The organism is Bacillus sp. YBWC18 (genome assembly GCF_002998775.1).
GTDB lineage: Bacteria > Bacillota > Bacilli > Bacillales > Bacillaceae > Bacillus.
Genome location: NZ_PVRI01000001.1, coordinates 128,327 through 150,323, shown reverse-complemented (window position 1 = coordinate 150,323; position 21,997 = coordinate 128,327). Strand labels below are relative to the sequence as shown.

The window sequence follows — 21,997 nt, the reverse complement described above, 5'->3', positions numbered from 1 at the left end:
TATTTTAGATACTATTAATCTATCACCAACATATAAGAAACGACAGGATTTTTTAAAAATTTATTAAAAATCATCTTTTTATCGTATTTTTTAGTCCATTCGATCTATCGAAAAGCCTTTTTTAATGATATATCACATCCTGTCGATCGGACAAGAGATGTCGATTTCGCTCAAAAATAAATTGTCTAAAAATTATAAATTCTTGTTGATTTTTTCTCCGCCAATCCATATACTATAAAAAAGGCATCGGGGGGATTCTTTATGAAAGAGAAAAAAACGTATGCTGAGCTCATGAAGTCCCGCAACACCCAAAAAACCGAAGAAAACGGCGTCACTATTTTAGACATCTATATTCAAATGGTTTTAGATGAGGCGCTTTATAAACAGCGCTTAACCTTCCTTAGAGAAGAGATTGATAAGGCACTGGATCAGCGTGATGAAAAGCGATTCAACGACCTGTCAGCTCAATATGCAGAACACTGCTTACATCAATCATGATGATTTTACTTGCGGCAAAGAGACAGCAACTCGTCTCTTTACCGCAAGTTTTTTGTTTATCCATTTAAAATGGTTCCGCCATTTACATGCAGGATTTGTCCATTCATATAAGAGGAGTCTTCGCTCGCTAAAAATAAATAGCTCGGCGCAAGCTCTACTGGCTCACCAGGACGTTCCATTGGAACATCTCCGCCAAATTCTGAGACTTCCTTTTCCGTAAAGGTCGATGGAATGAGCGGTGTCCAAATAGGCCCTGGGGCTACCCCATTCACTCTAATCCCCTGTTTAATGAGCGATAAAGATAATGATCTCGTAAATGTCACGACTGCCCCTTTTGTAGATGAATAGTCGATCAAGGTTTCATGCCCTTTATAGGCTGTAACAGATGTGGTATTAATGATACTGCTTCCTTTCTTTAAATGAGGAAGAACCGCTTTTGTTAAATAAAACATGGCAAAAATATTCGTTTGAAATGTTCGAAGAAGCTGATGCGAGGTAATCTGTTCAATGCTTTTTTGCGGATGCTGTTCCCCGGCGTTGTTCACCAAAATATCGATGGAACCGAAAGCATCCTTCGTTTTTTTGACGACCTCGTTTGAAAACGCCTCATCTCCTAAATCACCTGCAATTAAAATGGCGCGGCCTCCCGCCTTTTCAATATAGTCCTTCGTTTCCTCTGCATCGCGGTGTTCACTCAAGTAAACAATGGCGACATTGGCTCCTTCCTTCGCAAATAAGACCGAGACTGCTCTTCCGATCCCGCTGTCTCCACCTGTCACAATGGCTGTTTTCCCTGCTAACTTTTTATCCGGCACCTCTCGATCAAAAACAGGTCTAGGGTTCATTTTATATTCCAGACCTGGACGTTCATTTTGATGCTGAGGCGGCAATGTTTTCTTCGGCTGCTTTGTTGACACGTCTGTCCACTCCTTCCTTTTATCTTGTTTATTTTTATGTGTTGGTTATTTTTTTATGTATGTCGAACTTGTTTCCTTTCAAATGTATGATTTTCATTATTGTGGAAAAATTATACACAACAAGTCACTAACTGGAGGCGACAACATGAAACAAGAACATAAAGGATCGGAACAGGCAAAATCGTTATGGATAGCAGAAAGTCAGAAGCATTCTTTTCCTGCTGTACATGAGGATCTCACAGCAGATGTCATCATTGTTGGCGGCGGTATTACCGGTATCGCTACTGCGTTTGAAATGACAGAGCGCGGGCTGGATGTCATCCTCATTGATGCCGATCAACTGCTGCAAGGTACGACCGGACATACGACAGCTAAGATTACCTCACAGCACGATGTGTACTACCATGAGCTGATTCAGCAAATTGGCATGCCCAAAGCTCGATTGTATGTAGAAGCAAACGAGAAAGCAAAAGAGTTGATTCAAACTCGTGTCAAAGAGTACGACATCGATTGTCAGCTAGAGATAAAAGATGCTTATCTTTATACAAAGGAAGAAAGCGGTGTAAAAAAGTTAAAGAAGGAATTAGATGCCTACAAACAGCTTGGAATTGACCGAGAATGGAAAACAGCGCTTCCTTTTGATGCTGACATCAAAGCTGCCCTAGCAATGACGCAGCAGGCACAGTTTCATCCCCTTCATTATCTAAATGCACTAATCGACAAGCTCCTAGAGCGAGGTGTACGTATTTTTGAACAGACTACCGCTGTTGACGTGAAAGAAGGAAACCGCCCTGCTGTCGTCACAAAAGACGGCCATCACCTGACAGGACGCTATATCATTTCCTGTTCGCACTTTCCTTTTTATGATGGGAAAGGACTTTATTTCACGCGAATTCACCCAGAGCAATCTTATGTGGTAGCAGCCAAAACAACGAAGCCGCTTCCAGACGGGATGTATTTAGGAATCGACCAGCCTGCTCATTCTTTAAGAACCGCAGAATGGCATGGTGAGGAAGTAGTTCTCATCGGGGGAGAAGGCCATAAAACTGGACAAGGCGGGGATGAATCTGCTCACTATGAAGGATTAGAAAGGTTTGGAGACGCCACCCTTGGAATTGAAGAGGTGCTGTATCGCTGGTCGACACACGATATGGTCACAATGGATCAAATCCCTTACATTGGCCGCCTGACCAAACACCACCAAAATATCTTCGTTGCGACCGGTTTTAGAAAATGGGGCATGACGACAAGCCATGTCGCAGCCACTCTTATCGGTGATTTAATTGAGGGAAAATCGAATCCATACGAATCGATTTTTACGCCATCAAGACCTGTTTCTGACTCTTTCGTCAAAGATTTTATTAAAGAAAACAGCAATGTCGCTGCCAAGCTGATCAGTGGTAAATTAAAACGAACCGATCAAACAATTGATGATTTAAAGCCAGGTGAAGGCGGCATTGTATCTTACGAACATAAAAAATGCGGCGCCTTTAAATCAGAGGACGGGAATATCTTTCTTGTGGATACAACGTGTACTCACCTAGGCTGTGAAGTCGCTTGGAATAATAGCGACCGCACTTGGGATTGCCCGTGTCACGGCTCACGTTTTTCCATTACTGGAGAGGTAGTAGAAGGCCCAGCAAAGAAACCACTAAAAAGGTCTTATAAAGAACAGTAAAATTTTACTGATTCCCTTTAAAAAATCCAATATTATCCGATAAATAATATAAAGTCTGATAATTTGTGATGATTATGGGGGGACCAAAACATTGTTATTTAAAAAAGAGACAAAAAGAAAAAACACTGCTTTTTTCACACAGCAGGATGATGGGATAAAACGAATCAACTTTTTAAACAATACGGATATCGCGAAACAAATCAAAATGATAGACCTGACGCAGCATGACCTCTTTATTCTAAAACAGCTCAATCCAATTGTTCAGGAGGATATTGCACATATCGTTGATAAATTTTATAAAAATTTAGAAGTCGAATCTTCCTTGATGCATATCATTCAAGATAATAGTTCTGTCGAACGTTTGAAAAAAACACTCCGCATTCATATTAGTGAAATGTTTGCAGGTGTGGTTGATGAAGCCTATGTGGCAAAACGAATTAAAATTGCGCAAGTTCATTTACGGATTGGCCTCCAGCCTAAATGGTATATGGCAGCATTCCAGGATCTTCTGCTATCGATTATGGATTTATTTGCTCAGCATATCCAAGATTTCAAAGAATATCAGACAGCAGTCAAAGCGACGACGAAAATCTTAAATTTAGAGCAGCAGCTTGTCCTGGATACATTCCAAAATGAATATTCTAAAATTCGTGATGAAGCAGAACAGCAGCAGCAGGAGCTTCATACAAAAATCACAGAAACATCAAATTCGCTTGCTTCTCTCTTCTCAAACACAACAAATGCAGTGGACAAGCTTGTATCAAAATCTGATGAGATGGCGGACATGTCGCAAGCTGGAACGCAAATTTCAGCACAGGTCGAGGAAAAATCGATCGGCGGTAAAAAAGAATTAGAAATTCAACAAACACAAATGAACCAAATTGATGGCAGCATGACAAAGATTGAAACAGAAATTAAGCGTTTAGAAGAAATCGCCAAACAGATTGAACAAATCTTTGGGATTGTCACAGGCATTGCAGAGCAGACGAATTTGTTATCTTTAAATGCCTCAATCGAATCTGCACGAGCTGGTGAACATGGTAAAGGCTTTGCTGTCGTCGCAAACGAGGTTCGTAAATTGTCAGAGGACACAAAGAAAACGGTTTCAACCGTGTCTGAACTCGTCAACAATACCAATTCACAAATCTCCATTGTGTCTCAGCACATTGGCGACGTGAATTTACTCGTGACAGACAGTAAAGAAAAAATGACTCAAATCAATTCGCTCTTCGATGATATCGTCAGCAGCATGAACTTAAGTAAAAACCAAAATGGAAAAATTGAAATCGACCTTCAAACCTTCCTTAACGAATTGAAGGAAGTCAAACAAACGGTGTCCCAAGTTGCCAGCTCAGTCGAATCCTTAACAAGTCTCACAAATCGCTGATCCAGTCTTTTTTCTTCTGCTTTAGTATAATAGAAGAAAAGATAGAAAAGGCGGGATTTGCTTGACAACAATTTGCCTAGTCAGACACGGGGAAACAGATTGGAATGCAGCGAAACGAATTCAAGGACGAACAGATATCCCTTTAAACGACACTGGTAAATGGCAGGCTGAACAAACGGGACTTTACTTAAAGAATGTCCATTGGGATGTTGTCATTTCCAGTCCACTCACAAGGGCAAAAGAAACGGCTCACTTGATTTTAAAACATGTAGATGCGCCTCTTGTCATCATGGATGATTTCATTGAACGTGATTATGGTGACGCTGAAGGCATGTCGTTTGAGGAGCGCCAAAAGCTGTTTCCAGATAAACAGTATCCAAACATGGAGCCGCTTGAGGCGATTCAAGATCGAATGGTAGAAGGCATTGAGAAAGTCAGAGCAGCCTATCCAAATCAACAAGTCCTGATCGTGGCACACGGCGCTGCTATCCATGCTTTACTTACCACCTTAGCGGATGAACATCTGGGTCTAGAGAACACGAGACTTGTCAATGCTTGCTTAAATTATGTGGAATGGAAAGATGGTGAATGGAAGGTCCTTGATTACAACGTGGTCAGCCATTTAACTCAATCCTCCCCTTCTTAAAGAACCTGTTATTGTAACAGGTTCTTTTTAAACGACAAAAACAAAATAAAATAATATTTTTTTATATCGAAATTCGAAATAGATGTTAGACGTTTCTACCTATTTTAAGGCTTTTCGGGTATCGAATATTTGTCCGAAAATGGATCATAAGAAAAAAAGCACACTTCCTTTTTAATAGATAACCGCTGAAACAGTAGAACAAACATATTTTCCCAACGTTTCCAAGTGACTTAATTCCCCAATTTTCGCTAGGACTTTCACAAAAATTCGGGTCTACTCTTATTTGCCTACTTCCCTTAAACTGAATATACAGAATAATCAAACGAATCATTCTTATAGACTACGAATGATTATTCTGAAATAAGAAAAAAGGGATGTGGATTGTGCGTGAAAAAGAAAAATGTAATGACAAGTGTTTTATTGGCTGTCCCTCTTCTGTTTTCAGCAGGGTTTGGAGGCTCCATGGCAAATGCCGAGACGGTCTCAAAGTCAGATAGTGAAAAGAGCTATATTGTTGGCTTTAAAGCCTCTGCCACCACAAACAGCTCTAAGAAACAAGCCGTCACTCAAAATGGCGGAAAACTAGAAAAGCAATATCGTCTTATTAATGCCGCACAAGTAAAGATGTCCGAACAAGCCGCAAAAAAACTTGAACATGACCCTAGCATTGCTTACGTAGAAGAAGACCACAAAGCAGAAGCATATGCACAAACCGTCCCTTATGGAATCCCTCAAATCAAAGCTCCAGCTGTACACGCTCAAGGTTATAAAGGTGCTAATGTCAAAGTAGCTGTCCTTGATACTGGAATCCACGCTGCACATCCTGACTTAAATGTTGCAGGCGGTGCCAGCTTCGTCCCTTCAGAGCCAAATGCCACCCAAGACTTTCAATCACATGGAACTCACGTAGCCGGAACCATTGCTGCCCTTGATAACACAATTGGTGTTCTTGGGGTCGCTCCAAGTGCTTCCCTATATGCTGTTAAAGTATTAGACCGCAATGGCGACGGACAATACAGCTGGATCATTAGCGGTATTGAATGGGCTGTAGCCAATAACATGGATGTCATCAATATGAGCTTAGGTGGACCAAACGGTTCAACAGCGCTTAAAAATGCCGTTGATACAGCAAATAACCGCGGAGTCGTTGTTGTGGCGGCCGCAGGTAATTCAGGTTCCACTGGCTCTACAAGTACAGTTGGCTATCCAGCAAAATATGATTCTACAATTGCCGTTGCCAATGTAAACAGCAGCAATGTCAGAAACTCGTCTTCCAGCGCAGGTCCTGAATTAGATGTTTCTGCACCTGGTACTTCTATTTTAAGTACAGTACCAAGCAGTGGATACACATCTTATACCGGAACTTCTATGGCGTCTCCTCATGTAGCAGGAGCAGCAACGCTTATTCTTTCTAAAAATCCGAACCTATCAAATTCACAGGTTCGCCAGCGCTTAGAAAACACGGCAACACCGCTTGGTAACTCCTTCTATTACGGAAAAGGGTTAATCAACGCTCAAGCGGCTTCTAACTAAACAAGCGCGAAAAAAATCCGGCTGATCCAGCCGGGTTTTTTTATTTATTGCTTCCTCGACGCTTCCTCTTTTTCCGCTGCATTTTCCATCTCCATGATTCTCTCCATCATGGTTGGGTGTCCATAGCGGAAGACCTTCACTAAAAGCGGTGGATTCACCTGAGACAGCCCTGATTTTGCAAGCTTTTGAAAAGATGTCACCCCTGCCTCTCCGTCTTTTGTCAGGTTTACCGCATATTCGTCAGCTGCTCGTTCTTGATGTCTTGAAACTGCATTTGTAAAAGGTGAAATTGCAAATGACAGCATCGATACGATAATGAGAAGAAGCGGAAGAGCAGCGATGTCGTTTGACACCCTCAGCCGAAATGGAACTGCTCCCTTTTGATAAAAATAAAAATAGAGACGGTCAATCGCAAAAAATCCGGCAAGTGACAGCACTAGATATCCTGCTAATCCTATATAGACATGCTTCATGACGTAATGTCCCATTTCATGTGCCATAATAAATAAAATTTCGCGATCTTTCAGCTTTTGCAGTGTCGTATCCCATAACACAATACGCTTATTTTCACCAATCCCTGTGACATAAGCATTCATTGTATTCGTTTTCTCAGACATATTGACCTCATATACATGATCTGCCGGGATATGTGCTTTGTCTGCAAGCGTTAAGATCTTGTTCTCAAGAGCTTGATCCTTTAGTGGATAAAAATTGTTATATAACGGATCAATGACGACCGGCTGTATAAAGAAGAGAAATAGCGTGAAGGGGACTGTCAAACACCAAGCATACAGCCACCAACGCTTTCTTCTTTTTTGAATGAGCCAAAAGAATACAATAGCACATAGAGCAAGAAGTGGATATTGAATCCAGAAATCCAGTATTTGATCTTTAAACCAGCTTGCCGTACTTTGAGCAGATACTCCGTAGTGCAAAGACAGCTGATAGCCAATCCACTTAATGGGCAATGAAATCAGCATTGTCAAAAGCGACAGCACAAACACATATACAAGTTTGCTTAAAAATGTGAAACGGGCTGCTGCCAGGCTCCAGTCTGCTATTTTTCGTGAAAACCCTGAAATGAGCAGAAGAAAAAAAACATACCAATCTAATGGAATTGTCATGAAATACAGCAGATTACGTATGTTCGAGAAATTCTCGCTGATGACAAGTTCATGGCTTGTCATAAAGGTATGCGGATCTGCACTTGTTCCTTTTACACTTTCAGGAACCGATGAATCCCCAAATAGAAACAAATAAGAATAAATAAAAAGACCGTACAATATGTAAGCTACCGTTGCAAGAGCTACCCATTTACGTACTCGCACTGGTCAGCCTCCTTTCCATCCCTCTCTCTATTCTAATCAACCATTTTTTTGTTTAGAACCTGTCTCATGTGGCTCCATCATAGCATGCCCCATCTGAAAAAGCTTTCGCGAAAAAAATGATTATGCTACTCGAAAATCGGAGATGCTACATATAAAACAGAGAGTTGGAGGATTAAAATGAAGAAAATCCTTGCAGGAGTTGTGATCTTTGGACTTTTACTCATTACCTTCTTTTATGTGTTCAGCCGGACGAGCGAAATCTTTGATGAGAATCGAGCAGAAAAATTGCTGCTTTCACCTGCAAACGAGTCCATATCTTATGAAATAGATGATAAGGACACAGCAGAAGATTTAATAGAAGAATTAAACAAAGGCAAACAAACAAGCAATCATCTTAAGAAAAATTTAAAGGAACCAGATTATATCGCCAAGGTGATGTACGGCCGAACAAACGGCACCACCTTTCAGCTCTGGACGAGCCGTTCACAGGTCGTTTTTTTAGTAGATGGCACGTATTATGAACTGAATCAAAAACAGTCTAATTCTTTTCAGAAACAGTTAAAAGAAGCGATTCAAAAGGGCTAAAATGATCTTTATTTTAGCCCTTTGTCTTCTTTTCAGCGCGATAGAAAACCTTTTCAGACCTGAATGCGAGGGTTTGTCTACATGCTGAGGGAGCCTCCTCATAAGAGACTCCCTTTTTTTATTTACTTTCCTCTGCTTGATACTTTTCCTTTAGTGCTCTTCTTAAAATTTTACCTGTTGTGTTCTTTGGAATATCATCTATGAAATGGATCGTTTGGGGCTGCTTATATTTCGCTAAAAAGCGTGAACAATGTGTGATGATGTCTTCTTGATCGATGTGAGCATGTTTCTTAGGGGAAATGTAACAGACGACAGCTTCTCCGGTGTTCGGATCTGGCACACCGATGACGACGGCTTCTGCTACAGCTTCATGTTGATAAAGCACTTCTTCTACTTCTCTTGGATAAACATTATACCCGCCAACGAGAATCATATCCTTTTTCCGGTCGACAATATAAATGTATCCTTCTTCATCTCTTCTCGCTAAATCACCGGTATACAGCCAGCCGCCTCTTAGTGCAGCTTCAGTATCTTCTGGCATTTGATAATAGCCTTTCATAATGTTTGGACCTTTTGCTATCAGCTCTCCGACTTCATTTGGACCGACTTCTTCTCCCAGTTCATTCACGATCTTATTCTTCACATTCATAATGTCGGTCCCAACTGAACCGGGTTTTCTTTTTCCATCAAGAGGATTGAATGCAGTTACTGGGGAAGCCTCTGATAATCCATAGCCCTCCAGCACCGTGACACCAAATTTTTTCTCAAAACCGTGAAGTAAGGCAACAGGCATTGAGGCACCGCCAGATATACAAATCCTCACTGAGGACATCGCTTCCTCGTGCCCTTCCTGGCGGTACAAATAGTTATACATAGTCGGAACACCAACAAATAACGTTGGCTTCTCTTTTTCCATCATACGCAAAAGCTCCGATGGGCTGAAATGCGGCATGACATAAATGGTCGCGCCATGAATCAATGGTGCATTCATACAAACCGTTAAACAAAATACGTGGAACATCGGCAAAGCGGCGATGACCTTGTCCTTTTCATCAATGGATAGGTACTCAGCGACGTCTCTGGCATTTGAATAAAGGTTGAAATGAGTCAGCATCGCACCCTTTGGTTTTCCTGTCGTGCCAGATGTAAATAGAATAACTGCCGTATCGTCCTGATGAATAGAAGGATGCACGTTCTCTTTCGCATGACCAGACACAAGCTTTCCAAAGAAGACAAGACGATCAGATACTTCCTTAAAACTTGATCTGCATGCAGATTCATTTTCTGCACAAATAATCACTCGTTCAATAGACGGAAGCTGTTCGTACACCTGCTCGTACACTGGCAGTAGCTGTTCAGGGGCAACAATGCCTTTTACATCACCTGTAATCAGCATATAGCCAATTTCACTAGGCGTGTATGTTGGATTGACTGGTACTACGACAAGTCCTGCCTTTAAGGCACCAAAAAAAGAAATGACAAAATGCGGTGAATTTCCTAAAATAAGCGCGATATGATCCCCAGCTTGAAACCCTTCGTTGACTATTCCATCTGCAAATCGCTCGATACTTGTCATCAGCTCTCGATAGGTCCACTTATTTCCTTCAAAGATCAGTGCGATATTTTCTCCTTTCGTCATCGCCGTCTGCTCTAGATTTTTGATCAAATCCATTCTCCCACCCCTTACATGTCATCAATGAATGAATAGCCATTCATTTTATGGCCAAACATTCCTCCTTTCTATTATAATAGACAATCGAAAAAATCCACAAGATCAAATGTGAATCGCTTTCATTTCTTTCAATCAAAAAAGCACCGCTATCTCTAGCCGTGCTTGTCCCTTTTAATAAATCAAATCAAGAAAATCCTCTTTTGATACGTTGCCGAAGTAGTGGCGCATATCCATATCTTCTAATACGTCGCTGATCGTTTTGCGATCATATTGCTGCCCAATGAGTCTTTTTTCAATATCAGCAATATCCCCTACACCAAAGAAATCACCAAAGATTTTGCAGTCTTGGATGATGCCTTTTTTCACTTCTAATCGAAGATCAATGGAGCCTGCTGGGAATCTTTTAGAATGCTGTAAATTAAATTTCGGTGAACGGCCGTAGTTCCATTCCCATTTTTGATATCGATCCCGAGAAATCTCGTGAATCTTTTCCCAATCCTTCTCAGTCAACTGATATTGAGGGACATCCCCATTCGTATCGAAAATGTAGCTTAAAAGAATTTTTCTAAATTCTTCTGTTGTCATCTTTTGATCCATCAATTCACTAATATTGGCAACCCTGCTTCTAATGGATTTAATGCCTTTTGATTCAATCTTTTCTTTTTTCACATTTAAAGCCGAAACGACATGTTCGATTTCTGAATCAAATAGCAGTGTGCCATGGCTGAAAATACGTCCTCTTGTAGCGAACTGGGCATTTCCAGAAATTTTTCGCCCATCTGCCATAATGTCATTTCTCCCGCTTAATTCCGCTTTGACACCAAGCTTTTCAAGCGCTTTGATGACTGGCTCGGTGAACTTTTTGAAGTTATGGAAGCTGTCCCCATCGTCTTTTGTGATAAAGCTGAAGTTTAAGTTTCCTTTGTCATGATAAACTGCGCCACCACCAGACAGGCGGCGGACAACTTTGATGCCGTTGTCTTCCACATACTTCGTATTGATTTCTTCTATTGTATTTTGGTTCTTTCCAATGATAATCGACGGCTGGTTAATATAGAACAGCAAATACGTTTCTTCTGGGTCTAAATATTTTAAGCAATACTCTTCTATTGCCAAATTAATCATTGGATCATAATGTTGTTCGTTATCGATAAACAGCATTTCTATCTTCCTTCCTTGTTCCATCTAAGCCCTGAATGGGCAAGCTGTATATTGCCAGTATATAACGCCTGTGCTTCATTGACTAGGTCTTTATGACGGCCAAAATGGGGCAAATGCGTGATGATGAGTTCCCCAACATTTGCTTCCTTTGCAAGCTTGCCCGCCTCTGTACTGTTCATATGTCCTGCACTCGATCCGTCCTGTCCAGCATAAAAATTGCTTTCAGCAATCAGTAGATCTGCATCCTTGCTAAATGGGATAAATGCGTCCTGATAACTTGAGTCTGCTGTATACACCACCACAGCATCCCCTGCCTGAATTCTCATAGCATAGCATTCTGCCGGATGAACCGTTTTCAAAAAATCAATTTGAAATGGACCAATTTGAATACCCTCTTCTGACTGATAAGCCTCTGCCTTAGTATGTACATCATCCGCAAGCCGCCCAAATGCTTTTTGATCACCCGTATGTCCATAGATCGGAAGCGGACCGCTGCTTTTTCCTAAATGATATCCCACTAGCTTCGCATATTGGAGTGGTCCGATATCCGCAATATGATCGTGGTGATAATGAGAAAGGAGAACAGCATCTAGTTCTTCTATATCAATGTATTGCTGCAGTTTGGAAAGAACACCGCTCCCGCAGTCTACAAGCAGACGAAAGCCATCTGATTCAAAAAGGTACCCTGACGTCGCTTCACCAGCGGCCGGAAACCCTCCGCAGCATCCAATGACAGTTAATTTCATCGTCATTTTTCCCTCCTTTTCTAAAAATCCCCTTCTTACAATATACCCATTTTTCATGAAAAAAGCATTCTTCTTGCTTATTGTTACAAAACAGATTGACAATTATCAATCTGTTATAATACAATAATAGCAACAAAACGTATTGGAGGATGACAAATGCTAGGAAAAATCACTGAGTTTTTTAGAAATTTGCCCTCAAAGAAATGCACAAAATGTGGAAATGATTTAATGGAACAACACGAGTGTTACGGTAATGAATGTGAGGAATGCTCACAAGTAAGTTATCTTAAATAAGGTAAAAAATTGAATTAAAAAGCACTTTTTTCCTCCATCGTCAGTTGGAGTCAAAAGTGCTTTTTATTTTTTCTGAAAAATAGGTAAAAAGGTAAAACCCTTGTCCTAAAAGGGTTTTTTAGTAATTTCATATGATGAGTTTTAGTTCTGAAGACACTTTTTATTGACTTGAATCAATAAAGGAGGTTCTAAATGTTCATTTTTTCAAACAATTTTGTATTTTCTTAATATAATTTAATCGTGGACGAGCCTCTTTAATTTTAGTTATACTTTAATTCATATATTAAAACTTAATATGATGGGAATATTCCTTTAATGAATATGTTAGGGAGGAAATCTATGAAAAAATTAAAATTTGGATTAGCTACACAAATCCTAATCGGTCTTATTCTCGGTGTCGTTGTTGGGGCAATCTTTTTCGGTAACCCAGGCGTTGAGACTTATTTAAAACCAATTGGAGACTTCTTCTTAAGACTCATTAAGATGATTGTTATACCAATTGTCGTATCTAGCTTAATTTTAGGTGTTGCAGGTGCCGGTGATGGTAAAAAAGTAGGGAAACTTGGTTTTAGAACTATTCTTTATTTTGAAATTATCACAACATTTGCGATTATTCTTGGTCTTGCGCTTGCAAACTTTGTTCAACCTGGTGCAGGCGTTGACTTTGGAAATACGGAAAAACAAGATATTAGCCAGTATGTTGAAACGGAAAAAGAGCAAAGCAGCAAATCAGTTGCTGATACGTTCCTTCATATCGTTCCAACGAACTTCTTCCAATCATTGGCGGAAGGTGATTTGCTTGCGATTATTTTCTTCACTGTGTTATTTGCTCTTGGCGTTTCAGCCATTGGTGAACGCGGCAAACCAGTGCTCGCCTTCTTCGAAGGTGTATCACACGCCATGTTCCATGTCGTCAATGTTGTGATGAAAGCTGCACCATTTGGTGTCTTCGCACTCATTGGTGTGACTGTATCAAAATTTGGTCTTGAATCTCTTATTTCATTAGGTAAGCTTGTAGGTCTTGTTTATTTTGCGCTCGCTCTCTTCCTTATCGTTGTATTCGGAATTATTGGAAAGATGATTGGCGTCAATATTTTCAGATTTCTTGCTTACATGAAAGACGAAATGCTTCTTGCCTTTAGTACATCCAGCTCTGAAACAGTTTTACCAAGAGTCATGGATAAAATGGAGCGCATTGGATGTCCGAAGGGAATTGTTTCTTTCGTTATCCCAATCGGTTATACGTTTAACCTAGACGGCTCCGTACTGTATCAAGCTATTGCTGCGCTTTTCCTTGCACAGGTATATGGCATTGACCTCACGATCGTCCAGCAGCTCACACTTGTTCTTGTACTGATGGTGACATCTAAAGGAATGGCTGCCGTTCCTGGCACTTCCTTTGTTGTATTACTCGCAACATTAGGAACGATCGGTGTACCTGCTGAAGGTCTTGCATTTATTGCAGGTGTGGATCGTATCATGGATATGGCGCGAACAGTTGTTAACTTAACAGGAAATGCACTTGCAGCTGTTGTGATGTCTAAATGGGAAGGACAATATGACCCTGAAAAAGGACATCGCGTGATGACTGGACAAGAAGTACCTGAACCGACACAGCTTTCAAGCTAACGAAAAAGAACCCCATCTATCGGGGTTCTTTTTTTATGCCGTGATTAATTCTGATTGAACATAGTGATAAAGGAGATTCGCTGTATGGACGAGAGAATCTTCATGTGTTCGTTCAAATGCATGCGAGGAATCTATGCCAGGACCAATCAGTCCATGAATGATATCATACCCTGCTCTAATGGCTGCTGATGCATCAGAGCCGTAATAAGGGTAAATATCTAGACGGTAATCAATATTGTTCTCCTCTGCTAATGCGGCTAAATGCTTGCGTAATCCATAATGATAAGGACCGCTTGAGTCCTTCACACAAATAGACACACTGTATTCATCTGTTGATTGACCATCGCCGATAGCTCCCATATCGACAGCGAGGTATTCCACCGTTTCTTCTGGAATATTGGAATTTCCACCGTAGCCAATCTCTTCATTATTGGAAATTAAGAAGTGCGTCGTATGCGGCAATGTGATGTTTTCCTTTTGAATGCGGTGGATGAGTCGCAGCAAGAGCGCCACACTTGCCTTGTCATCAAGGTGTCTTGATTTAATAAAACCTGAAGACGTCACTTCCACTCTAGGATCAAATGAGATAAAGTCCCCTACTTGAATGCCAAGTGCTTTGACATCGTCTGCATTTTGCACCTTTTCATCGAGTCGGATCTCCATATTCTCTTGGTTTCGTTTTGCTTTTCCCGCATCCGCATAGACATGAACTGACGTTTGATGCATGAGAATGGTTCCTGTGTATGTATGGCCTGAAGCGGTTTCAATTTCACAATATTCACCTTCGATTGAGTTATACTGAAAGCCTCCAATGAGTGCAAGACGAAGCCGTCCATTTGATTTAATCTCCTTTACCATCGCACCAAGCGTATCGACATGTGCTGTCAGCATGCGGTGTTCCTTATCATCGGTTCCTTTAATAGTGGCAATTAAGCCACCCTTTCGATTTCGTTTTGTCTCAATATTTACATCCTGTAAAAAGCGTTCAACAAAGCCAATCACCTTTTCTGTATTCCCTGACGGACTTGGGATCGATACGAGCTTTTGAATCAGCTGAACGGTTTCGTTTACTTCAGTTGTCATTCGGCATTTCCTCCTTTGTCTGAAAGCAATTCCTTCCATGTATGCCTTTTATAGCATCTCTTCTTAAAATATATCGCTTCGGGTTCAAGATGTCTAATTTCAAATCAAAAATCCTTCCTCTATCAAGAGAAAGGATTCATTGATTAAGCTTCGTCTTGTTTCATTTTTCTTACGTTCCAAGCAAAGTATGCGGTTGTTGCCGCCATCATGATGATCGCAACTGTTCCAAGAATCGCTGCTTGGTGCCATAAATAGCTGTCATCACCGCTTGCAATGATCGTTCTAAATCCATTGATTGTATACGTCATTGGAAGCAGACTATGAATGACTTGGAAGAATTTAGGAACAAGCTCAAGCGGGAATGTACCAGCACTTGCTGCGAGCTGAAGAACTAAGATAATGACGGCAATGAAGCGTCCTGGGTTCCCCATTGTTGTCGCTAGCAGCTGAATGATCGCTAAGAATGTCAGACTGACGATGATCGCAAAGAGATAGAAGCGCCAGAGGCTTTCCACCTCAAGACCAAGCCCAAAGATGAGCATAGTACTAGCAATGACTGCTTGCAGGATACCGACAAGCAGAAGCACGCTATATTTGCTGACAAACCATTCAAACGCATTTCTAGGGCGTCCAGCAGGGTCTTTCATTGGGAATACAACGGTGAGCATCAGAGCCCCAACAAAGAGTCCCATGGATAAAATATAAGGCGTGAGCCCTGTTCCATAATTATCAATCTTTTTCGCTGTATCATTCTCTGTTTTAACAGGGCTTGCAATCATATTGTAATTGTCTTGATTTGCATCAATTTCACCTGTTTCATCAGCGGCGCTTTTCAATTTATTGGACAGCTTACCTGTACCGCTCTTTAAATCTCCCAATCCTTTATCAAGCGATTTTGAGCCTTCGGCAAGCTTAGATGTATTGCTTTGGATATTTGTTGAACCACTTTCCAGCTTATTTAACGCTGCGCTAAGCTGGCTTGATCCATTTGCAAGCTTATCCGCTCCGCTTTTCGCCGTATCAAGCTTTCCATTTGCTGTTTGCAGGCCATCTTGTAATTGGCCTTGACCTGTTTGAAGCTTCAATGCACCTTGATACAATTTATTCGTACCAGATGTCATTTGGTCGATCGCATTTTGTATCGCGACGGTAGACGTGTACAGCTGTTCTGTTTTCTTTGGCAGCTGTTTGACTTGCTGCAGCTGCGCTTTTGCAGATGCAACTGCTGATTGAACCTCACTTGCATCAGGCAGTTCCTGCAAGGCCGCTAAGCTTTGTTCGAGTCCAGACAGATCAGGCAGTTCGATTTTAGGCAGACTGTTCAGCTGATCCATTGCCGCCTTTTTCTCTTCATCTGTCATAGAGCTGTTTTGGATAATGCTTTTTACTTTAGCATCTCGATTTGATAGTGCTTCTTTTAATGAAGCAAGTTTTGTACTGAACGTTTTTGCGTCTTTTTTCACCTGATCGAGTTTAGGCGCCATCTTTTCAAGATTCGCTAATTCTGGTGACGATAAGACTTTTTCTACTGCTGCAATTTTTTCTGAAAAGGATTGTGCTTTATTGTTTAGCTGCTCAATGCCCGCTGTGAATTGCGGCATTTTAGAAGCGAGCTGCTGATGTCCTTCACGGCTTGTGTTTAATCCTTCGGTTAATGTATCAATTCCTGTACCAAGATCTCCAAATTTCTGATCAATGGTTTGATAGCCTGTTAAGAGCTGACCGAGCCCACTGTCTAGAGACTGTATGCCTGTGTTTAGTTCACCCATTTTCCCTGCGAACTGATGAACACCTTCGCTATAGGTTAACGTACCTTCAGCCAATTTGGCTAAGTTGTCTTTTAACTTTGTACTGCCATCTTTTGCGCTTTTTGTTCCGTCATCAATTTTCTTCGCGCCATCGCTTGCTTGATCTAATCCTTTTGCAATCGTTTTGAAGTTATCAAAGATGACCTCGGCGTAATTTTTTGTGACTTCCTTTGAAACCGAATCTTTTAATTTGATAATGGCATTATTCGCAATTTGTGACGCCGCATAGTTTGCGCCTGGATTCGTATAATATTTCAGATTCGATTTTTTCGGATGTTTATCTAACACTGTACTTGCATTTTTCGAGAAGTCTTTTGGTATTTCCACAACGAGATAATAATCCTCGTTATTTAATCCCTTTACGGCCTTTTCTTCACTATCGACAAAATTCCATTTGAAATTATCGTTTTTCTTTAATTCCTTCACTAAATCATCGCCGACATGAAGGGTTTTCCCGTCATAATGACTGCCTTCATCCAAGTTGACAACCGCTACAGGCAGTTGATCAACTGTACCATATGGATCCCAATATGCTTTTAAAAATACACCACTGTAAATCAGCGGAATAAATAAGACAGCTAAAATCGGGATCAGTAGTTTTTTGCTCGTTACAATGTCTTTCCATTGATTCCGAATTAAATTCATTGCTGTTTTCCTCCCATAGATGAATGACTAAATATAAAATTTGGTCATATGAACTCAAAAAAAATTATGTTGTTGCAGATAGTCCTTTTAAGACATAAAGCTCCAGCGATTCGGCTACCTCTTCTTTTGTTAAAGGCTCGTATCGCTTTTCCCAATCAAAAATCAGTGCAATATATAGTTTCACCATCACAAATGCAGTCAATTCAGGATCACAAGGCTTAATGTCGCCTTTATCCATCGCTTCTTGTACTTTCATTTTGATATAGCGAATGATCATCTGCTCCATCTTTTCGATCATTTCCTTGACCGCTGACGTGCCAAGCTCCGCATTTTCCTGAAAAATCTTAATTGTGAGCTGGTGGTTTTTTCGAAATTCTAAAATTGCAAAGAGTGCTAAGTGAAGGTTTTCAGAGAAACTATTCTTCTCATCAATCGCCTCATCCGCAATTTTCCTCATCTCTAGTAAAAGGGATGTGAAAATTTCATCGAACAACTCTTCTTTGTTTTTGAAAAATGTATAAATGGTACCTTTCCCGACGTTGGCAAGCTTCGCCACGAGGTCCATTGTGGTCGCTTTATACCCGAATTGAGTAAATGCCTTCGTCGCACCATCTAAAATCATTTGTCTCCTATCAACACTCATGATCTCACTCCCGAAATGACTATTTGAACGTTTTGGTCATTAAGTACAGAAAGTAATATACCATATCCTTTTCCCCGGATGCAACAACTTTGTTCACATTTATGATTCCCAACTCTTTTCGAATGATTCGAACATGAAAAACTCCCTTTCCATGACAGAAAAGGGAGTTGTTTTTTATGAAAATAGATACGATACAGCTTCTGAGATGGCGGCTTTTCCTTGATCAATACAATCAGGGATTCCAACACCTTCAAAAGCAGCACCTGTGATATAAACACCAGGATATGATTGCTTAAACGTTTCTCGCATGTTCGAAATAGCTTTTTGATGACCGACGTGATATTGCGGCATACTGGTCTTCCAGCGAGTCACTGTCGTCAATTCTGGATCTGCTTTAATATCCATGATTCTCTTTAAATCTTCAAGCACGATGCTGACGATTTGACTGTCTGACTGCTCGACAATCGATTCGTCGCCAGCTTTTCCGACGTACGCACGCAATAGCGTTTTTCCTTTCGGAGCTGTATGCGGCCATTTTTTGTTTGTCCATGTACAGGCCGTAATAGAGAAATCACTGTTTCTTGAGATGACAAAACCAGTGCCGTCATATTCATTATGAATATCCTCTTCTTTAAAACCGAGTGCTACCGTTGCAACAGAAGTAGAGGTCATGTCATGCAAATACTCAAGCCCTGCTTCTTTAGGAAACATGGAATAGATCGATTGATGCGGAGTCGTGACAATGGCTGAATCGGCAAAAAGCGTTTGACCGCTGTCTAATTGCACACCATAGCCTCCCTCTGTTTTTTCAATCTGCTTCACTTTTGTCCCTTTATACACCGTTGTCAGCTTGAGCTTACTTTCTACTGCTTCCACAAGCGACTGCAGTCCTTGATTGATCGTTTGGAACTGTCCTTGTTTTTTCGCAGTCACTTGCTGTGCTTTCGCATGCTGCTGTGATTTTTTCATCCCAAGAATCAAACTGCGATGCTGCTGTTCTGTTTGATAAAATTGCGGGAAGGTGGACATTAAGCTCAGGCGGTCAATATCGCCTGCGTAAATGCCTGATAGAAGCGGCTCGATTAAATTCTCAACGACCTCATCACCCACACGTCTTCTAAAAAATTCACCAAGCGACTGATCTTCGGTCTGCTTGCTTTTTGGCAACACGAAATCCATCGCCGCTCTCGCTTTTCCCGCAACTGAAAAAAGACCAGTTGTAATAAATGGGCTGATTTGAGTTGGAATACCCATCACAGCACCCTTTGGCATCGGATGAAGGGTTTCGTTGACTAGTACATACGCTTGCCCAGTTTCATTATTGACGAGCTGATCGGACAGACCGACATCCTTAGCCAGCTGCGGTCCACTGACTTTTCTTTCTAAAAATGAATCAGGTCCACGTTCGATGATGTAGCCGTCTTTATATAATGTTTGTATTTTTCCACCTAGCCTAGGGCTCGCTTCAATAAGAGATATTTGAATCGGAAGACCTTTTTCTTCGACTTCCTTTTCCAAATAGAAGGCGGCGGCTAAACCAGTGATGCCACCGCCAATGATGACAAGGTGTTTTTGATTGTCATACATAGGATCGCCTTCTTTTATATGATTACTTGCTTTCGTCAAGCTTCTTTAATACGACTGTTGCCAGAGCATCAATAAATGCTGGTTTCGCATTTGGCATTTCTGGACGATAGTAGGCTGCACCAATTTCATCTGTCACGACTTTACATTCATAATCGTTGTCGTATAACACTTCAAGATGATCAGCGACAAAACCAACAGGCACATACACGAATGTTTGATAGCGTTTTTGTTCAAATAAATCCCGCGTTAAGTCTTGCACGTCTGGTCCAAGCCATGGATCCGGCGTGTTGCCTTCACTTTGCCAGCCAATTTCATAGTGTTCAATTCCCGCACCTTCCGCAATCATTTTGGCCGATTGTGCGAGCTGATCAGGATATGGATCTCCTGCTGCAATAATTTTTTCAGGCAGACTGTGTGCAGACACAATAAGTACCGCGGAATCTCGTTCCTCTTGACTCATTGATGCATACGTATCCTTCACTTGTTTCACCCAATAGTCCACAAACTTCGGCTCATCGTACCAGCTTTCAACAGACGTAATCTGTAAATTGCCCAGCTTGTCTGCCTCATCTTGTGCACGTTTGTTATACGATTTCACACTAAAGGTTGAGAAATGCGGCGCAAGAACGATACTCACAGCTTCTGTAATGCCGTCCTTGTGCATTTCAGCAACTGCATCCTCAATGAAAGGCTCGATATGTTTTAAGCCAATGTAGACATGAAATTCAATGTCGTCTTGAATGTCATTCAAGTGCTCACACAAACCATTTGCCTGCTGCTCTGTAATTTTTGATAAAGGAGAAATACCGCCGATTGCCTTGTAGCGATCCTTTAAATCTTGCAGCATTTCTGGCTCCGGCTTTCTGCCTCTACGAATATGTGTATAATAACGCTCAATGTCTTCTTCTTTATATGGGGTGCCATATGCCATGACAAGAAGCCCCATTTTCTTTTTCTCCACAACCAACACTCCTTCAGATCATTTGAAATAGTTTAGATGGATGTTTTTTTATGTTTAGCTGAATAGTCGTGAATAAAATCGGTCAGCTTCTTTAACGTATCTGGTGAAACATCTGGAAATACCCCATGACCTAAGTTAAAGATGAAGTGATCTGATTTCATCCCTTGATCTAAAATATCTTTTGCTCTCTCTTCAATGACTTCCCAAGGAGAAAGTAAGATCGTTGGATCAAGATTCCCTTGTAACGTTTTTGTGAGCCCTTCTTTTCGAGCCTCGTCTACACTCATACGCCAATCCAGTCCAACGACATCTAGCGGCAGGTCATGCCAATCTTTCACCAGATGGCTTGCCCCAACTCCGTACATGATCATTGGTACATTTTCACTCTTCAACTCTGTGAAAATTCGCTGCATGACAGGTTTAATGAATGTCCGGTAATCTGCTGCATTTAAAGCACCAACCCATGAGTCAAAGATTTGAAACGCACTGATCCCTGCTTTTACCTGCGCACGTATGTACGTGATCGTCATATCAGCTAATTTGTTCATGAGCAGCATCCATGTCTCAGGCTCACTGTACATCAGCGCTTTTGTTTTATGATAGTTTTTAGATGGGCCGCCTTCAATCATATAGCTTGCCATCGTAAATGGTGCACCGGCAAAACCAATGAGCGGTACATTCAGCTGCTCCTTCGTTAAAAGCTGAATGGTATCAAGCACATATGGCAGGTCTTCTTCAGGATGAAGCTCCCCAAGACGTTCAATATCTGCTTTTGTCCGAATCGGTGAATCAATCACAGGTCCAATTCCATTTTTAATTTCAACGTCCACTCCAATAGCCGGAAGCGGGGTCATAATATCTTTATATAAAATAGCGGCATCTACACCATATTGTTCTACAGGAAGTCTTGTTACATAAGCACATAACTCTGGCTGATGCGTAATTTCAAATAGCCCGTATTTTTCTTTAAGGGCACGATATTCAGGCTGTGAGCGTCCTGCCTGTCTCATATACCAAACTGGTACATGGTCTGTTTTTTCCCCTTTGCACGCCTTTAAGAACGTGTCATTAAAAGCCTTCGTTTTTCCCATTACCTTTCATTCCACCTTTCGCCTTACACGCTCTTTGTATAAGGCTCAAACACTGCTTTTACTATACCGCTTTTTCAAGGCACGGTATACTAAAGCGGCTCAATG

The 21,997-nt window shown here is 41.1% G+C and carries 19 protein-coding genes and 1 pseudogene; 9 read left to right on the top strand and 11 right to left on the bottom strand.

Going from position 1 to position 21,997, the window contains the following annotated elements:
* Window positions 1–261: 261 nt before the first annotated feature.
* The gene (locus tag C6348_RS00825) at window positions 262–498 is read left to right on the top strand and encodes an IDEAL domain-containing protein (protein WP_008348804.1); all 237 of its coding nucleotides are present in this window, start codon (window positions 262–264) and stop codon (window positions 496–498) included.
* A gap of 56 nt (window positions 499–554) precedes the next feature.
* Here C6348_RS00825 and C6348_RS00820 read toward each other — a convergent pair whose 3' ends face one another.
* Window positions 555–1,415 (bottom strand): SDR family oxidoreductase, encoded by an 861-nt coding sequence (locus C6348_RS00820; RefSeq protein WP_060595936.1) that lies wholly within the window; start codon window positions 1,413–1,415, stop codon window positions 555–557.
* Window positions 1,416–1,560: 145 nt separating this feature from the next.
* On the opposite strand from C6348_RS00820, the gene C6348_RS00815 reads away from it, so the two are divergent.
* The 5 genes and pseudogenes from C6348_RS00815 to C6348_RS00800 all read left to right on the top strand — a co-directional run bounded on the left by C6348_RS00815 (window position 1,561) and on the right by C6348_RS00800 (window position 6,659).
* A complete protein-coding gene (locus tag C6348_RS00815; RefSeq protein WP_106041499.1) occupies window positions 1,561–3,093 on the top strand; it encodes an FAD-dependent oxidoreductase in 1,533 nt (510 codons plus the stop codon).
* A 91-nt stretch (window positions 3,094–3,184) separates the two neighbouring features.
* Window positions 3,185–3,724 (top strand): annotated as a pseudogene (locus C6348_RS19245) (protoglobin family protein); the annotation flags it as partial.
* A 144-nt stretch (window positions 3,725–3,868) separates the two neighbouring features.
* Complete coding sequence (locus tag C6348_RS19240; RefSeq protein WP_404841025.1) at window positions 3,869–4,480, top strand: methyl-accepting chemotaxis protein; 612 nt, start codon at window positions 3,869–3,871, stop codon at window positions 4,478–4,480.
* A gap of 61 nt (window positions 4,481–4,541) precedes the next feature.
* The gene (locus C6348_RS00805; protein ID WP_106036616.1) at window positions 4,542–5,126 is read left to right on the top strand and encodes a histidine phosphatase family protein; all 585 of its coding nucleotides are present in this window, start codon (window positions 4,542–4,544) and stop codon (window positions 5,124–5,126) included.
* Between the two features lie 387 nt (window positions 5,127–5,513).
* A complete protein-coding gene (locus C6348_RS00800) occupies window positions 5,514–6,659 on the top strand; it encodes a serine alkaline protease SapB (protein WP_106042309.1) in 1,146 nt (381 codons plus the stop codon).
* A gap of 44 nt (window positions 6,660–6,703) precedes the next feature.
* Here the strand turns inward: C6348_RS00800 and C6348_RS00795 are convergent, their stop codons facing one another.
* Window positions 6,704–7,987: a M48 family metallopeptidase gene (locus tag C6348_RS00795; RefSeq protein WP_106041497.1), complete on the bottom strand. Its 1,284-nt coding sequence runs from the start codon at window positions 7,985–7,987 to the stop codon at window positions 6,704–6,706.
* 177 nt (window positions 7,988–8,164) lie between these two features.
* On the opposite strand from C6348_RS00795, the gene C6348_RS00790 reads away from it, so the two are divergent.
* The gene (locus C6348_RS00790) at window positions 8,165–8,572 is read left to right on the top strand and encodes a YhfM domain-containing protein (protein WP_034663541.1); all 408 of its coding nucleotides are present in this window, start codon (window positions 8,165–8,167) and stop codon (window positions 8,570–8,572) included.
* 118 nt (window positions 8,573–8,690) lie between these two features.
* On the opposite strand, the gene C6348_RS00785 is transcribed toward C6348_RS00790, so the two are convergent.
* The 3 genes from C6348_RS00785 to C6348_RS00775 form a co-directional block, all read right to left on the bottom strand.
* The gene (locus C6348_RS00785) at window positions 8,691–10,244 is read right to left on the bottom strand and encodes a fatty acid--CoA ligase family protein (protein WP_106041495.1); all 1,554 of its coding nucleotides are present in this window, start codon (window positions 10,242–10,244) and stop codon (window positions 8,691–8,693) included.
* A gap of 171 nt (window positions 10,245–10,415) precedes the next feature.
* Complete coding sequence (gene lplA / locus C6348_RS00780) at window positions 10,416–11,405, bottom strand: lipoate--protein ligase (protein ID WP_106041493.1); 990 nt, start codon at window positions 11,403–11,405, stop codon at window positions 10,416–10,418.
* Between the two features lie 2 nt (window positions 11,406–11,407).
* Entirely contained in the window at window positions 11,408–12,151 is a 744-nt protein-coding gene (locus C6348_RS00775) for an MBL fold metallo-hydrolase (protein ID WP_189293905.1), read from the bottom strand.
* Between the two features lie 156 nt (window positions 12,152–12,307).
* Between C6348_RS00775 and yhfH the strand changes: the two genes are divergently transcribed.
* Window positions 12,308–12,445 (top strand): protein YhfH, encoded by a 138-nt coding sequence (yhfH, locus tag C6348_RS00770; protein ID WP_008359029.1) that lies wholly within the window; start codon window positions 12,308–12,310, stop codon window positions 12,443–12,445.
* A gap of 339 nt (window positions 12,446–12,784) precedes the next feature.
* A complete protein-coding gene (gene gltT, locus C6348_RS00765; protein ID WP_034663550.1) occupies window positions 12,785–14,074 on the top strand; it encodes a glutamate/proton symporter GltT in 1,290 nt (429 codons plus the stop codon).
* Between the two features lie 33 nt (window positions 14,075–14,107).
* Here the strand turns inward: gltT and C6348_RS00760 are convergent, their stop codons facing one another.
* The 6 genes from C6348_RS00760 to hemE all read right to left on the bottom strand — a co-directional run bounded on the left by C6348_RS00760 (window position 14,108) and on the right by hemE (window position 21,892).
* Window positions 14,108–15,157, bottom strand: coding sequence for a M42 family metallopeptidase (locus C6348_RS00760; RefSeq protein ID WP_034663552.1), 1,050 nt, complete (start codon window positions 15,155–15,157; stop codon window positions 14,108–14,110).
* 143 nt (window positions 15,158–15,300) lie between these two features.
* The gene (locus C6348_RS00755; RefSeq protein WP_060595928.1) at window positions 15,301–17,610 is read right to left on the bottom strand and encodes a YhgE/Pip domain-containing protein; all 2,310 of its coding nucleotides are present in this window, start codon (window positions 17,608–17,610) and stop codon (window positions 15,301–15,303) included.
* 64 nt (window positions 17,611–17,674) lie between these two features.
* Window positions 17,675–18,253 (bottom strand): TetR/AcrR family transcriptional regulator, encoded by a 579-nt coding sequence (locus C6348_RS00750; protein ID WP_034620016.1) that lies wholly within the window; start codon window positions 18,251–18,253, stop codon window positions 17,675–17,677.
* A gap of 174 nt (window positions 18,254–18,427) precedes the next feature.
* Window positions 18,428–19,840 (bottom strand): protoporphyrinogen oxidase, encoded by a 1,413-nt coding sequence (gene hemY / locus C6348_RS00745; protein ID WP_106041489.1) that lies wholly within the window; start codon window positions 19,838–19,840, stop codon window positions 18,428–18,430.
* 22 nt (window positions 19,841–19,862) lie between these two features.
* Window positions 19,863–20,801, bottom strand: coding sequence for a ferrochelatase (gene hemH, locus C6348_RS00740; protein ID WP_106041487.1), 939 nt, complete (start codon window positions 20,799–20,801; stop codon window positions 19,863–19,865).
* A 32-nt stretch (window positions 20,802–20,833) separates the two neighbouring features.
* Window positions 20,834–21,892, bottom strand: coding sequence for a uroporphyrinogen decarboxylase (hemE, locus tag C6348_RS00735; RefSeq protein WP_060595926.1), 1,059 nt, complete (start codon window positions 21,890–21,892; stop codon window positions 20,834–20,836).
* Between the last annotated feature and the right edge of the window lie 105 nt (window positions 21,893–21,997).

What these genes read in the sequence shown, in the direction of transcription:
- C6348_RS00825 (WP_008348804.1), top strand. Translation starts at nt 262, where the DNA reads ATGAAAGAGAAAAAAACGTATGCTGAGCTCATGAAGTCCCGCAACACC.
- C6348_RS00815 (WP_106041499.1), top strand. Translation starts at nt 1,561, where the DNA reads ATGAAACAAGAACATAAAGGATCGGAACAGGCAAAATCGTTATGGATA.
- yhfH (WP_008359029.1), top strand. Translation starts at nt 12,308, where the DNA reads ATGCTAGGAAAAATCACTGAGTTTTTTAGAAATTTGCCCTCAAAGAAA.
- lplA (WP_106041493.1), bottom strand. Translation starts at nt 11,405, where the DNA reads ATGCTGTTTATCGATAACGAACAACATTATGATCCAATGATTAATTTG.
- C6348_RS00760 (WP_034663552.1), bottom strand. Translation starts at nt 15,157, where the DNA reads ATGACAACTGAAGTAAACGAAACCGTTCAGCTGATTCAAAAGCTCGTA.
- C6348_RS19240 (WP_404841025.1), top strand. Translation starts at nt 3,869, where the DNA reads ATGGCGGACATGTCGCAAGCTGGAACGCAAATTTCAGCACAGGTCGAG.
- C6348_RS00775 (WP_189293905.1), bottom strand. Translation starts at nt 12,151, where the DNA reads ATGAAATTAACTGTCATTGGATGCTGCGGAGGGTTTCCGGCCGCTGGT.
- C6348_RS00750 (WP_034620016.1), bottom strand. Translation starts at nt 18,253, where the DNA reads ATGAGTGTTGATAGGAGACAAATGATTTTAGATGGTGCGACGAAGGCA.
- gltT (WP_034663550.1), top strand. Translation starts at nt 12,785, where the DNA reads ATGAAAAAATTAAAATTTGGATTAGCTACACAAATCCTAATCGGTCTT.
- hemY (WP_106041489.1), bottom strand. Translation starts at nt 19,840, where the DNA reads ATGTATGACAATCAAAAACACCTTGTCATCATTGGCGGTGGCATCACT.
- C6348_RS00755 (WP_060595928.1), bottom strand. Translation starts at nt 17,610, where the DNA reads ATGAATTTAATTCGGAATCAATGGAAAGACATTGTAACGAGCAAAAAA.
- C6348_RS00790 (WP_034663541.1), top strand. Translation starts at nt 8,165, where the DNA reads ATGAAGAAAATCCTTGCAGGAGTTGTGATCTTTGGACTTTTACTCATT.
- C6348_RS00785 (WP_106041495.1), bottom strand. Translation starts at nt 10,244, where the DNA reads ATGGATTTGATCAAAAATCTAGAGCAGACGGCGATGACGAAAGGAGAA.
- hemE (WP_060595926.1), bottom strand. Translation starts at nt 21,892, where the DNA reads ATGGGAAAAACGAAGGCTTTTAATGACACGTTCTTAAAGGCGTGCAAA.